14 protein-coding genes are annotated in these 13,364 nt (G+C 66.1%); 8 read left to right on the top strand and 6 right to left on the bottom strand.

Going from position 1 to position 13,364, the window contains the following annotated elements:
- Positions 1–168: 168 nt before the first annotated feature.
- Genes FQU96_RS18755 through upp form a run of 3 tightly spaced genes read left to right on the top strand, consistent with a single transcriptional unit; the run spans position 169 to position 3,362 of the window.
- Positions 169–1,467: a GTP cyclohydrolase II gene (locus tag FQU96_RS18755; protein WP_146542848.1), complete on the top strand. Its 1,299-nt coding sequence runs from the start codon at positions 169–171 to the stop codon at positions 1,465–1,467.
- Entirely contained in the window at positions 1,464–2,720 is a 1,257-nt protein-coding gene (locus FQU96_RS18750) for a URC4/urg3 family protein (RefSeq protein WP_146542847.1), read from the top strand. The genes FQU96_RS18755 and FQU96_RS18750 overlap by 4 nt, the downstream gene beginning before the upstream one ends.
- Positions 2,721–2,735: 15 nt before the next feature.
- Complete coding sequence (gene upp, locus FQU96_RS18745; protein ID WP_146542846.1) at positions 2,736–3,362, top strand: uracil phosphoribosyltransferase; 627 nt, start codon at positions 2,736–2,738, stop codon at positions 3,360–3,362.
- Between the two features lie 97 nt (positions 3,363–3,459).
- Here upp and FQU96_RS18740 read toward each other — a convergent pair whose 3' ends face one another.
- The 3 genes from FQU96_RS18740 to FQU96_RS18730 form a co-directional block, all read right to left on the bottom strand.
- Positions 3,460–4,497 (bottom strand): C-terminal binding protein, encoded by a 1,038-nt coding sequence (locus FQU96_RS18740; RefSeq protein WP_146542845.1) that lies wholly within the window; start codon positions 4,495–4,497, stop codon positions 3,460–3,462.
- Positions 4,498–4,589: 92 nt separating this feature from the next.
- Positions 4,590–5,240 carry a protocatechuate 3,4-dioxygenase gene (locus FQU96_RS18735; RefSeq protein WP_146542844.1) on the bottom strand — a complete coding sequence of 217 codons (651 nt, stop codon included), beginning with the start codon at positions 5,238–5,240 and terminating at the stop codon, positions 4,590–4,592.
- 116 nt (positions 5,241–5,356) lie between these two features.
- Positions 5,357–6,079, bottom strand: coding sequence for a hypothetical protein (locus FQU96_RS18730; protein ID WP_146542843.1), 723 nt, complete (start codon positions 6,077–6,079; stop codon positions 5,357–5,359).
- A gap of 254 nt (positions 6,080–6,333) precedes the next feature.
- On the opposite strand from FQU96_RS18730, the gene FQU96_RS18725 reads away from it, so the two are divergent.
- The 3 genes from FQU96_RS18725 to FQU96_RS18715 all read left to right on the top strand — a co-directional run bounded on the left by FQU96_RS18725 (position 6,334) and on the right by FQU96_RS18715 (position 9,379).
- Positions 6,334–8,391: a serine/threonine-protein kinase gene (locus tag FQU96_RS18725; RefSeq protein ID WP_146542842.1), complete on the top strand. Its 2,058-nt coding sequence runs from the start codon at positions 6,334–6,336 to the stop codon at positions 8,389–8,391.
- A gap of 6 nt (positions 8,392–8,397) precedes the next feature.
- Positions 8,398–8,901 carry a GNAT family N-acetyltransferase gene (locus FQU96_RS18720; protein ID WP_218574767.1) on the top strand — a complete coding sequence of 168 codons (504 nt, stop codon included), beginning with the start codon at positions 8,398–8,400 and terminating at the stop codon, positions 8,899–8,901.
- Between the two features lie 181 nt (positions 8,902–9,082).
- A complete protein-coding gene (locus FQU96_RS18715) occupies positions 9,083–9,379 on the top strand; it encodes a hypothetical protein (RefSeq protein WP_146542841.1) in 297 nt (98 codons plus the stop codon).
- Positions 9,380–9,617: 238 nt separating this feature from the next.
- On the opposite strand, the gene FQU96_RS18710 is transcribed toward FQU96_RS18715, so the two are convergent.
- Together FQU96_RS18710 and FQU96_RS18705 are read right to left on the bottom strand one after the other, a co-directional pair.
- Positions 9,618–10,052, bottom strand: a complete 435-nt coding sequence (locus tag FQU96_RS18710; protein WP_146542840.1) for an OmpA family protein — start codon at positions 10,050–10,052, stop codon at positions 9,618–9,620.
- A gap of 96 nt (positions 10,053–10,148) precedes the next feature.
- Complete coding sequence (locus tag FQU96_RS18705) at positions 10,149–10,922, bottom strand: gamma-glutamyl-gamma-aminobutyrate hydrolase family protein (RefSeq protein WP_146542839.1); 774 nt, start codon at positions 10,920–10,922, stop codon at positions 10,149–10,151.
- A 95-nt stretch (positions 10,923–11,017) separates the two neighbouring features.
- On the opposite strand from FQU96_RS18705, the gene FQU96_RS18700 reads away from it, so the two are divergent.
- On the top strand, positions 11,018–11,629 hold the full coding sequence (locus FQU96_RS18700) for a 2-hydroxychromene-2-carboxylate isomerase (RefSeq protein ID WP_146542838.1): 612 nt from the start codon (positions 11,018–11,020) through the stop codon (positions 11,627–11,629).
- A 160-nt stretch (positions 11,630–11,789) separates the two neighbouring features.
- On the top strand, positions 11,790–12,332 hold the full coding sequence (locus FQU96_RS18695) for a hypothetical protein (RefSeq protein WP_146542837.1): 543 nt from the start codon (positions 11,790–11,792) through the stop codon (positions 12,330–12,332).
- A gap of 119 nt (positions 12,333–12,451) precedes the next feature.
- Here FQU96_RS18695 and FQU96_RS18690 read toward each other — a convergent pair whose 3' ends face one another.
- Positions 12,452–13,363 (bottom strand): OmpA family protein, encoded by a 912-nt coding sequence (locus tag FQU96_RS18690; protein ID WP_146542836.1) that lies wholly within the window; start codon positions 13,361–13,363, stop codon positions 12,452–12,454.
- Position 13,364: the final 1 nt, after the last annotated feature.

Raw genomic sequence — 13,364 nt, 5'->3', positions numbered from 1 at the left:
AGACCATTCCCTTGGGGTTCATGGCGAGCCGAACCGCAACAGGTCGTGTTTTCATCGTTGCCGAGCCCATCATGGCCAGCCCCCCAGGCCACCGGTAAAGCGCCTTCATAATTTGTCCACAGGGTGCTAGTATGCGTCGCTTTCCGAGGTAGTCGTACTGGAAAGCCCATGACCACGGCCCTGCCGCCGTCCGCCAAGCCTCCCGCTCCGGTTTCCAACGCCCCGCGTGCCCATCGCCACATCAGGCTGACATCGCACCCGTCGCGCGGCTCGATCCAACCATCCGAGATCCACTGGGGTGCTGCCACCCCGAGCGAGCGTGGCCCCATCGTGGCCACGGTGACGCATCCCGAGCATCGCAATGCGATCGGTGTGCATGCCGGCGGCTACGGGGTCTATCGCGCGCTCGCCATCGCGGCGCGAACCCTGGCGGCGGATCACCGGCCGGATCTGACCGACACATCGCCTGCCGCGTCGATCGGACCGTTTCCCCAGTGGAGCGATCCCCAGAAGATCGTGTCGTTCGATCCCTGGGGCCACCTCATCACCGAGGCCTTCGCGGACCGGCTGGCCGCCGGGCTGGACATCCGTCCAACCATCGCCGTGACCAAGGCCCGCGTCTCGATGCCGGAGGTGAAGGATGCGGTGGAAGCGGGCCGCCTGAAACCGGACAACCAGATCCTGCTGCCCAACGGCGACGTGCGGGTCACCAAGGCCGCCATCGAACCCGTCTGGTGGCTGCCCGGCGTGGCCGAGCGTTTCGGCGTTGCCGAAACGGTGCTGCGCCGCACGCTCTTCGAGCAGACCGCCGGCATGTACCCGGAGCTGGTGACCCGATCCGATCTCAAGGCGTTCCTGCCGCCGATCGGCGGCATGTCGCTCTATTTCTTCGGCGACGTCGCGCAGCTGGGCCGGAGCGAAACCAAGATTGCCTGCCGCGTCCATGACGAGTGCAATGGCTCCGACGTCTTCGGCTCCGATATCTGCACCTGCCGCCCGTACCTGGCGCACGGCATGGAGATGTGCATCGAGACGGCGCAACAGGGCGGCGTCGGGCTCGTCGTCTATAACCGCAAGGAAGGCCGGGCGCTGGGCGAAGTGACCAAGTTCCTGGTCTACAATGCGCGCAAGCGCCAGCAGGGCGGCGACAACGCGGCGCAGTACTTCGCCCGGACCGAGTGCGTGGCGGGCGTGCAGGACATGCGCTTCCAGCAGTTGATGCCCGACGTGTTCCACTGGCTGGGAATCGCGCGCATCGATCGCTTCGCATCGATGAGCAACATGAAATCGGATGCGTTGCGCGCGCAGGGCATCGAGATTGTCGAGCAGGTGCCGATCCCGGACGACCTGATCCCGCCGGATGCGCAGGTCGAGATGGACGCCAAGAAGGCGGCCGGCTATTTCACGCCCAGCAAACCTGACACTGCCGAACTGACCAAGGCCAAGGGCCGAGGGCTGAGCGAGTGACGCCGGCGCCGCTTTGCACAACCCCTTCCGCCGCGATTGCTTATCTGCGCACGCCCACGGCCATCCGCGAACGGGCCGAGGCGATATGGCGCCACGTCGAGAACGGCGCATCGCCGCACTTCGCGCTCGACTACGATGGGCTGGAAGCGGCGGTTCGCGCCACGCTCGACGTCACCCGCGAGCGCTTCCCCGACGTGCGTGGCGTGCCATTCCATGCCCGCTGGCGGCACCTCGAAGTCAACGGGCGTGATCGCTGGGGTGCGCTCGCACAATGCCTGCCGGCGGGCGTGTCCCGCGAGGAGCGGGCGCGGCGGCGGTTCGACCTCACGATCGTTTCGGTGCTGCTGGACGCCGGCGCCGGCCCCGACTGGCGCTACCGCGAACCGGCAACCGGCGACATCTACGCGCGCTCCGAAGGTCTGGCGGTCGCTTCGATCGACATGTTCGCCGCCGGCGCCTTCAGCCACGATCCGCGGGATCCGCTGCGCGTTGACGCCGACGCGCTCGGCAGGATCGAGACGATGGCATTGGTCGCCGGCTTTCAGGTCGCCGCCCATAATCCGCTGATCGGGCTCGATGGTCGTGTCTCCCTGCTGCGCCGCCTGGGCGATGCGGTCCTGGCGCGGCCCGACCTTTTCGGCACGCGGGACCCGCGGCCGGGACATCTGTTCGATCACCTCGCCGGACAGGCGACCGCCGGCGCGCTTCCGGCCGCGGCGATCCTGGCGGCCTTGCTGGAGGCTTTCACGCCGATCTGGCCGTCGCGGCTGGACATCGCCGGCCAGCCCCTGGGCGACGTCTGGCGTCATCCCGCCGTTCGCACGCGCGACCTGACGGACGGTCTGGTGCCGTTCCACAAGCTCTCGCAGTGGCTCGCCTACTCGCTGGTCGAGCCGCTCGAGGAAGCCGGCATCGCCGTGACGAACCTCGATGCGCTTACCGGACTGCCGGAGTATCGCAACGGCGGTCTGCTCGTCGACAGCGGCGCGCTGCGCGTCAAGCGCCGCGACATCATCGATCGTGCCTGGACGCCGGGCGACGAGGTCATCGTCGAGTGGCGGGCGATGACGGTGCTGCTGCTGGATCAGATCGCGCAGCACGTACGTGTCCATCTCGGTCTCGATGCGGATACGCTACCACTGGCCAAGGTCCTCGAAGGGGGCACGTGGCTTGCGGGCCGCAGGCTGGCCGCCGAACGGCGACCCGGCGGTGCACCGCCAATTGCGATCGAGAGCGATGGCACCGTCTTTTGAGGGGCAAGAACAATCATGAACGTTACCGTCGTCGACCATCCACTGGTCCAGCACAAGCTGTCGCTGATGCGCGACAAGGGCACGTCGAGCGCCAACTTTCGCCGGCTGCTGCGCGAGATCGCGATGCTCGTGGGCTACGAGGTGACGCGGGACCTGCCGCTGGCCCCGCAGCGCATCGACACGCCGCTGACCGGCATGGAAGCACCGTTCATCGAAGGCAAGAAGCTGGTGGTCGTGCCCATCCTGCGCGCCGGGCTGGGACTGGCCGACGGGTTGCTCGAGCTGATGCCGCAGGCGCGCGTCGGCCATGTCGGGCTCTATCGCGACCCCGAGACCAAGGCTGCCGTCGAGTACTACTGCAAGCTGCCCGAGGACATCGCCGACCGGCTCGTGATCGTGTGCGACCCCATGCTGGCCACCGCGAACTCGGCCATCGCCGCCGTCGACCTGCTCAAGCGCACCGGCGCGCCGCGCATCAAGTTCATGTGCCTGCTGGCGGCGCCGGAAGGCGTCAAGGCCTTCACCGATGCCCATCCCGACGTGCCGGTGTGGACCGCCGCCATCGACAGCCACCTCGACGACCACGCCTACATCGTGCCCGGACTGGGTGACGCCGGCGACCGCCTGTTCGGCACGAAGTAGTTTGGAATCGACCGTCATGTCGAGCGCAGCGAGACATCTCCTTGAAACGGAGTCTCCACTCGCGCGAGATCCCTCGCTACGCTCGGGATGACAAGTCTCAATTCCCCGGGCCGCGTTCCATCGAATAGGGCTGCCAGCGGGCCAGCGGCGATTTCTCCAGCACCGATGGATTGACGCAGCTGCGCGGCCAGCGGCCGGTCAGCACGGAGGCGATCTCCTGACCGACCCGCCGGCGCCGCGCCGGATCGAAGCGCGCCGATGCCGAGGCGACGTGCGCGGTCAGGATCACGTTGTCCATCTTGAGCAGCGGGTTGTCGGGTTTCACCGGCTCGACTTCCAGAACGTCGAGACCGGCGGCGGCGATCCAGCCTTCCTGCAGTGCCTTGATCAGGGCGCTTTCGTCGACCGTCGGCCCGCGGCCGGTGTTGATGAAGAGCGCCGTGCGCTTCATGGCGCGGAAATGCGCTTCGCGCAGCATGTGCTGTGCCTCGACCGTGGCCGGCGCATGCATCGAAATGATGTCGGACTGCGCCAGCAGTTCGTCGAGACTCACAGGCTCGACGCCGTATTCGCTCATCACCAGCTCTTCGACGAAGGGATCGTACGCCATCATGCGCACCCCGAACGGGGCGGCACGCTTGGCCACCGCGCGCGCCACGTGGCCGAAGGCGATGAAGCCGAGCGTCTGTCCCATCAGGCGCGGGAACTCGTAGAGCATGGGGCGCCCTTCGCGCCAGCGTCCGTCGCGGACCATGCGATCCTGCACCACCAGCCGGCGGAATGTCGCCAGCATCAGCATCATCGCGTGGTCGGCCACTTCCTCGATGAACGTGTCCGGCACGTTGGTGACGGGGATGCCACGCGCCGTTGCCGCCGCGACGTCAACCGAGTCGACGCCGACGCTGCCCAGCGAAATCACCTTGCAGCGCTGCAGCCCGTCGATCATCCGCGCCGAGATACGCCGGCCCTTGGCATAGAGCGCGTCGGCGTCGTGCGCGGCGGCGATGAATTCGTTGTCCGACGGCGCGTCGATCTCGACGATCTGGGCGTCCAGATGCGACAGCGCCTCCATCTCGTAAGCGTAGCCGGTGCCGCTGATCCCGCCGGGCAGTGTCACGATCTTGAACTTGGCCACGCGCTTTCCTCCCGATTCAAGCTGAGACCGGGAGCAAATCGGCGCGTGACCGCGCTGTCAATGCACAAGCCGCCGGCAAATGCGCAGTACAGCTAGGCCAGGACGATATCGAACACACCAGCCAAGGCGCCGCCCTCCAGGCCATCGGCAGGTGCCAGGCTGACCAACACCTGCTGACGCTGTCGGGGATCCCGGATGGCCCGCAGGACGCCATCGCGATCATTACCCGGATCACCCGCGACATACATCTGCGTGGTCAGTCGTCGACCGTCGGCGGTAATGACGCGGAAATGAATGTGCGGCGTGCGCCCGCTATAGGCCACCGGCCGGATGGTGCGGAAGCGGTAGGCGCCATCGACCAGAGTCGTCGCCCGACCGAAGCCCTGAAACCCCTTGTCGCGGCGCGCAAGATCGCTCTGCCCCGGATGGTCGTAGAGCCCCTGCGCATCACACTGCCAGATTTCCACCTGGGCACCGACGATCGGCTGGCCGGCCGCATCGCGCACACGGCCCGAGATATGAGTCACGGCGCCCTTGGCCGGGGTTGCCGCACCGTGGACCTGAACCAGATCGTTGTCCACGTCCTGCGGCAGCATCACCGGATAGAACGGGCCTTCGGTCTGCGCCGGCGTCGGCACGAGAGCCTGGGCGCGCACCAGCGCCGGCGCCGCAAGAAACGCCGAAGTCCCGACGCCCGTCTGCAACAACCGCCGACGAACCATGCCACGCGGGGGAATGATCATGCCGGACCTCGGTGCATCACGAATCGCACGTTCGCCAGTCTAGCCCTCGGTCGGCCTTGGACCAACGCGGCAGCACGGTCTGCTGGTCAACTTCCCGTGCCTGGCGTCTGCGTGCGTCAATCAAGCCCCAGCCAGCGCTTCGTCCGGGTCGTCCAGCTCTCGGCGTAGACGATATCGGCCTTGATGTCATAGGTCGTACCGGGCATGGCCTTGACCAACGCCATCAGCGGCAGCTTCCACACGACTTTGCGGCCATCGGCCTGCACTTCGCCGGTCGCATTCTCGATGCGCCGCGCCGATACCGTCAACGTCACATAGCGGTTGGTCGTCATGGCCAGCAGCATGGCGCTGGTTGCCAAGGCATCCCCGCGCTGCTCCGGCTTGGGGAGAGACAACTCAATGGGCTTGAACTGCCCCGACAGCCGATAGACACCCTCGCGCAACCGCTCGATCTTGAATTCAGGCTTGTCGAGGCCGCCCATGCCGGGGGCGCCCTGAACCCGCGTATCGTGTTGCGCAGCCGCGGCCGCAACCGGATCGGCCACGTCGATCACATAGGTGCAAAGAGCCATGTCGCCGCGCTGGCTGCGCTTGCCTTTGATGGATGTCACGCCGGCGGGCAGGGTCTCGCGCGGCCGTTCCTTCTCGCAGTCGGCAAGGAAATCTCTCTGCCCCGGCATCTGACTGGTCATCAGGGTCGTAAGCTGCATGGACACGCCAACCTCGGCCGTGACCTGGGCCGTACCATCGGACTGAAAGGTGCTGTCGGCGGTAAAGTCGAAACACCCGGTCAGCGGTACCGCGACCAGCGCCACAGCCACACACCCTCGCCATTGCATGCGTTCCTCCGTAGCCCACCCACCATCGTTCGCCACCCCGCACCGGCACTGCAGACTGCCGTTGCTCGGTGTCAGAAAAATGGTTTTCGCGCGTCAAGTCTCCGGCAGGACCGGTGCTCAACGCAGGTGGATGGGGAATAGCCTCCGGCTTCGGGGTGTTCTCACCGTCGATATCGACCGCGATTGGTATAGGATGACCGGGCGATCCGCCTGCGTCGTGACTGCCCGCAGACGTCACGCGACATGAGGACAGGGTGACCAACCAGGCCGATCCCTTCGGACCATTGCGTAACGCCGCGGCGGCAGACGGCGACCAGACGCGCGTGATGGGCAACCGACCGCTGGCTGGCCAAGTGCCGACCACCGCGTCGATCGCGGCCCCCGGAATGACGGCTGCCGGGGCGACGGTCATCGGTCCCTTGCCGAGCGGCGACAGCCTGCTGCGGCCAGGCACGCTGCTCAACAACACCCAGCGTATCGAGGCGCTGATCGGTCGCGGCGGCATGGGCGAGGTCTACCGCGCAACCAATATTCACACCGGGGATCACGACGCGATCAAGGTGATCCGCCCCGATCTCGCCAGTGACCCCCAGGTGCGAGAACTGTTCCGTCGCGAAGCGGGCGCGCTGCGCAAGGTCCGGCACCCGTCGGTCGTTTCCTACGAGGGTGTCTTCGGAGACGACTCCGGCCGGCTGTTCCTGGTCATGGATTTCGTCGACGGACCGTCGCTGGCCTCGCTCATCGCGCGCGGCCCGCTGGCGCCGGCCGACGTGCGCAGGGTGGGCGCCCAGGTCGCCCAGGGCCTCGCGGCAGCCCACTCGCGCGGCGTGGTGCACCGCGACCTGTCGCCGGACAACGTCGTCCTGCGCGGCGGCAGCCTGGATCACGCCGTGCTGATCGATTTCGGCGTCGCCAAGCGGCTGGACGGCGCCAGCACCCTGATCGGCAGCGGTTTCGCCGGCAAGCTCGACTATTGCTCACCGGAACAGTGCGGCCTGTACGACGCGGCGGTCGACCATCGCTCGGACATCTACAGTCTCGGCCTGGTGCTGGCCGCGGCCGCGGTCGGTCGGCCATTGCCGATGGGCTCGTCCCTGGCCCGGGCCGTGAAGGCACGCGAGAGCACACCCGATCTGTCCAACGTCCCGGAGGATTTGCGCCGCGATCTCGGCCGCCTGCTGGAACCCGATCCGCTGCGCCGCGCGCAAAGCATGCACGAGGTGGCGACCCTGCTGAGCCACGACGCGCCGCCCCCTGCCCCGCCTGCCCAAAATGCCGGCCTGTTGAAGCGCCTGGGCTGGCTGGCGGGCGGTGTCGGGGTCATCCTGGTCCTTCTGGGGATCGGTGCGTTTGTCGGGCCGCGGTTGATCGCCCTGACCAGCGGGCCACCGCCCACCGCGGACAAGTCCGTCGATCGCACGGAGCAGCCTCCACCGGAGCAACGTCCGGTGGCCGATGCGCCAACCAAGGCTGATGACGCTCAACGCGACGGCGAAGCCAGGCGCCTGGCCGAAGAGCAAGCCAGGCGCCAGGAAGCCGAGCGCGCGGCTGCCGAGCAACGACAAGCCGCCGAGGAGGCCCAGCGCCGCGCCGACGAAGACGCCAAGCGTCAGGCCGCAGAGCAGCAACGCGCCGACGACGAGCGACGGCGCGCGGAAGAAGCCCAGCGCAAGGCTGACGACGAGCGACAACTCGAGGCGCAGCGCAAGGCTGATGAAGAACGACGCGCCGCTGCGGAGGCTCAGCGCAAGGCCGACGACGACAAGCGTGCTGCGGAAGCCCAGCGCAAGGCCGACGACGACAAGCGTGCTGCGGAAGCCCAGCGCAAGGCCGACGACGACAAGCGTGCTGCGGAAGCCCAGCGCAAGGCCGATGACGAGCGCCGGCGCGAGTCGGCGCAGCCGGCGCCAGTTGTGCCGCCCGCACCGCAGCCGAACCGGCCACCGCAGCAGGCGGCTCGTCCGGCACCGGCACCACCGCCGGCGATCGTCGGCACCGACGGCGCGTGGCGTGGTCGGGTCTGCTTCCGCCGCATCGGGTTGACCGCAGGCAATGAGACGTGCGGCCCCCTCTCGCTGTCGATTGCCGGCGGCAGCGCCAACGGCAGTTGGGTGATCAATACGGTCACCTATGGAATCGCCGGCACGATCCAGGGGGGCGCCGGCAGGTTCACGCTCGACATGCCGCCCGCCGGCCGCGGCGCATCGCTGGGTGGCAAGGTCACGCTGCCGATTCGCTTCGACGGCAGCACCCTGCAGGGCCAGGGGTACGCCAACAACGACGTGCTGGTGCAATTCTCCGCCACACGATAATGACCGATGATGGTGATCGTTGAAGAGAATGCGTCGCAGCGGGAGCAGATCGCTGCCATCCATCGTGTCGCCTTTGGCGGCGATTCAGAGTCCGAGATTGTCGACAAGCTGCGCCGCGATGGCCTGATCGCCGTTTCCCTCGTCGCATGCGACGATGCCGATGTCATTGGGCACATCCTGTTCAGCGATCTCGCCATCAGCGTCGACGAGCGAGCCGTGAAGGCCGCAGCGCTGGCACCGCTGGCCGTACATCCCGATCACCAGCGCCGGGGAATCGGTTCGCGCCTAGTGCACGCAGGCTTATCGCTCGCGCGGGACCGACGGTACGAAGCCGTTATTGTCGTCGGACACCCGGACTACTATCCGCGCTTCGGCTTCTCAAGCCTGTTGGCGCGCAAGCTCGCGGCGCCGTTCAGTGGTGACGCATTCATGGCTCTGGAGCTGACGCCCGGATCTCTCAGCGGCGCCAGCGGTGCGGTTCACTATCCCAGCGCCTTTGGCCTGGACTGACTCGGTTGCCATGGCGATGGGCAGGCAATCGGTATAATATGGACATCGGCTGGCTGCAGATGCATCGGAGGATGCCATGGAGCACAGGACCTTGAACGCGGTCAGACGTACGGCTCTGACCATCCCTCTGGCGACGTCGGCCCCGATCATGTCGCGGCGGGAGAAGTTGGAGCGGTGGGCGATGCTGCTCGACCGCCACCGTGGCCGGCTGCTGCCGCTCATGCGGGTGGAGTACCTGTCCGAACAGGCTCGCAAGGCGTTGCGCGGCGACGACTCTCCGTTGTCCGTCGCGTACAAAGATCCAATCCTGCGGGCCGAAGGGTTGGCGAGCGACCGCCTCGGCGACGGCACGGTGTTCTTTGAATTGACGGAACAGGAAGCCCACCACCTGCTGTGCGAATGCCACTACTGCGGCACGATGACGGGTGAGACCGTGGCGGCACGCGTGCGCTTCGCGGCCATTGCTCCCGGCCCCTAGACCAGGGCCTCAGGACTGATCATTCCTGCTTGTGGCATCACCTTCGCCCCGAGGAGCGAGCGCAGCGAGCAACCTGCCCTGGGCCTGCCGAAGGGTTCTCGAAGGGTAGGCTACCGCACATCTGCCGCGGCAACGACTGGAAGCATTGGACGAGGTTGCAGCCCATCCTTCGAGACGGCCGCTGCGCGGCCGCCTCAGAATGAGGTTGTGCGTGGCCATCTGCGACAGCCCCGCCCCGCTACTTCACGATGATCTCCGCCCGTCTGTTCTCGGGGGCATTCGCACCGTCTTCCGTCGCCATGAAGGGTTTGGTTTCACCCAGCCCCTGTATCGAAATGATCGCCTGCGATACGCCCTGCTTGACCAGCAGGTCACGCACGGCGCGGGCTCGCCGCAACGCCAACGCTTCATTCGATCGGTCGGTGCCCGCGCGGTCGGTGTAGCCGTTCACCTCGACAGATTTGACGCCTGGCCGGCGGGCTGCCGCGGCGGCTTCGCGGATGGTTGCCACGCCCCGCGCCGCGACTGTCGCCTTGCCCATGTCGAAGAACACGACATAGCTCGGCGGCTCATCGGCGCGCGGTTGCAGCGGCGGCTCCGGCCGTTGCGCCAGTGTCGGACCCGCCAACAACAGCAATAGCGGCAGCACCGCCATGAGGGATCGACAGCGCATGCGGATCTCCCAGGCTCGTGACGCTAAGGCATATCACGACGCGGACGGAATCACCCTGTCGTGTTGGTCGCTGGCTTGGCCTTGGCCTTGAAGAGACTATCCGGCCGCCGTCAGCGGCGCCGTTGCCGCGACGCGGGCGGTGGCGAGCCACCGGTCGAGGAAGCCGTCGATCCAGCGGCCGATCATCGGATCATGCCGATCATGCTCGCCCAGGTGGACACCGCGCGGCTGGGCGCCCGGTGACTTCAAGCGCTCGGCCGCTTCCGTCGTCCACACATCCTTCATGTCGAGCGTGACTTCAGGATGGAACTGGATACCGAAGGCGTTCGTACCGTAGCGAAACGCCTGCACGGGATACTGCTCACCGGTTGCCAGCAGTTCGCAGCATGCCGGTACCCGCATGCCTTCGCGATGAAACTGATAGACCTGCATGGGCCCGTCGGGGAACCATTCGGTGCCGGCGGCCGTGGGCGTAATGCCGTAGTAGCCGGCTTCGATCAGGCCATCGGGGTGTGGTCCCACCGAACCGCCCAGGGCCCGGGTCAGCAATTGTCCGCCCAAGCAGATCCCGAGGTAAGGCACCCCGGCCTCGACGACCTTGGGAATCCATTCCAACTCGCACCGTATGCCGGCCAAGGTCGAGCAGTCGTTGGCGCTCATCGGTCCGCCGAAAATCACGACGCCGGCGAACTGCGACGGATCTTCCGGAAGCTGGCATCCAAGATTGGGGCAGAGCCTCTGGAGCGTATAGCCTTTGGCTTCCAGCAGGGTGCCTACGCGACCAGGCCTTGAGTGTTCCTGATGGACGATGATGGCAATCTTGCGGGGCCCCGATGACACGGCCCCGAGGGGAACAACCGATGCGGTCATGGGCTTGCAAAGTACAGATGCGGTGAGTCGACAGCAAGGCGACACAGTGTCAAGGTCGCGGCGCATTGGGCGCATAGCTTGTCCCGGAGCCTGTCATGGTCGCTAGAATCGAGTTCTTTTTCGACTGCTCCAGTCCCTGGACGTATCTGGCGTTCCACGCCGTCCAGCCCATCGCGGCGGAGACCGGCGCCGAGATCGACTGGAAGCCGATCCTGGTCGGCGGCATCTTCAATACGGTCAACGATACCGTCTACAAGAGCCGCGAGACACCGAACCCGCGCAAGCTTGCCTACACGGCCAAGGACATGGCGGATTGGGCTCGTCTCTACGGACTTCGCATCAAGATGCGGCCGACAGTGTTTCCGGTGAACAGCGTCAAATGCATGCGCGGCGCCTTCGTCGCTTTGGAGAAGGGCAAACTGGTGCCCTATGCCTATGCCGCCTTCGATGCCTACTGGGGTGACGACAAGGACATCTCCAAGGACGATGTCATGGCCGAGGTCGTCGACAAGGTCGGGCTCGACCGCAGCGCGTTCTTCGCCAAGATCGCCGACCCGTCATACAAGGACCGGCTGAGGGCCAATACCGACGACGTCATCGCGCGCGGTGGCTTCGGTTCCCCCACGATGTTTGTTAATGGAAGCGACATGTACTTCGGCAATGATCGTCTGCCGCTGCTGCGGGAGGCACTCAAGCGTGCGGCCTGAGTGACTTGCTGTGGCACGCGAAAGCTGATGACACGCCTGACGCCGCGGAACATGGACTCTTCCGTCATCCGCACAAACTGTTATAACTGCTCGTTTTCCAAGCCCCCTGTATCCAACGAGGTCCAATAAAATGCCCGCTTCTCTCTTCCGTGCCACAGCCGTGGCGGCGGCGACTTTGGTTATTGCAGCAGCCTGTGATCAGCAAGCACGGACGACACTGCCGCCGCCGTCGAATGCCTATGCCAAGACGTCGACAAATCCGGCGCCAGCCAAAGGCACCTGCCTGACGGACGACGAGATCCAGGCCGTGCGCAACGAGATCGCCTGGCAGCAATTCTACAATGCCGCCATCCAGTGCGAGAAAAACACACCATCGTTCAGGCCCGACTACGGCGCCTTCCGCAACAAGTTCCGGACAGACAACGAAGTAAACTCGGCACCGCTGCAGCGTGCCATCACAAAGCACCGGATGAACGTCAACGCCTTCAAGACCGAAGTTGCCAACCGCGATGGCGCCAGCGCCGGCGGCAACCCGAAGTACTGCGCCAACGCCTATGACGGCTTCCGCTGGGCCTTGTCTCAGCAGGTCAACAGCCTGTCGCAAGTACCTCCGATGCTGGACTTTTCCGGCGACATGGGATTGCGCGTCTGCACCGCAGGCACCCCGGCAGCCAAGCCCGCAGCCAAACCTGCCCGCAAGTAAAACAAGACCGGCTCAATGAAAAAGGCGCGGCTGCCAGCCGCGCCTTTTTCATGTCCGGCTCAAAAAGAAACGGCCGGGTTGCCCCGGCCGTCTCGCGATGGTCTCGCTGTCGGTCGCGCTTACTGCAGCACGATCTCGACGCGGCGGTTCTGCGGCTCGCGCACGCCGTCGGCCGTCGGGACCAGCGGCTGGCTCTCGCCACGGCCCACCACGGTGATGCCGGTGGCCGGGATGCCTTCACGCACCAGCGCGTCCTTCACAGCGTTGGCACGGCGCAGCGACAGCGCCATGTTGTAGGCATCACCGCCGGCGCGATCGGCATGGCCGGTGACACCGACGCGCGTCCTGTTGCCGGACTTCGCGGCGTCAGCGGCCTGCTTGATGGTCGCCTGGGCCTGCGCCGTCAGCGTCGCGCGGTCGAAGTCAAAGAACACGATGTACTGGGCCGGCGTCGGACCCACCACCGGCGGCGGCGGGGCGGCCGGAGCCGGGGCGCCGAACTTGTAGCCCAGCGTCAGCATCGCGGTGTGGTTCTGGAAGTCCTTGCCCTTGGCAAAGGTGTTCATGAACTTATAGTCGAGGCTGCCGTAGAAGCCGTCGCTGATCTTCAGCGCCACACCGGCAATGCCCTGCATCGCGAAGTCGGTGGTGCTGATTCCCGTGCCCTTGATCTTCCAGTAGTTGATACCGGCACCGATACCAAGGTGCGGCGAGATCACGGAGTCGGTCATGAAATCATACAGCACGTTCACGAACGCACTGTACTGATGCATCTTGAAGCCGCTGACCTTGTTGTAGCGGTAGACCGGCTCCAACTCCACGCGCGGGCCGACGAAGTCGTAACCGACAACGGCACCGGCGGCGAAGCCGAGCTTCTCCTTGGCATTGCCAAAGGTACGCAGGTTCAGCCAGTTCAAGCCGCCTTCCGCTCCAACGTAGAAGCCCGGCAAGTTGGTGGCCGACTGTGCGTTCGCAGCCAGGGGCGCCGCGATGAGAGCCGCCGCGACAACGGCTCCAAGTTTGGTCTTCATT

Source organism: Reyranella sp. CPCC 100927, from assembly GCF_007859315.1.
GTDB lineage: Bacteria > Pseudomonadota > Alphaproteobacteria > Reyranellales > Reyranellaceae > Vineibacter.
This window is presented reverse-complemented; position numbering and strand designations above follow the sequence as displayed.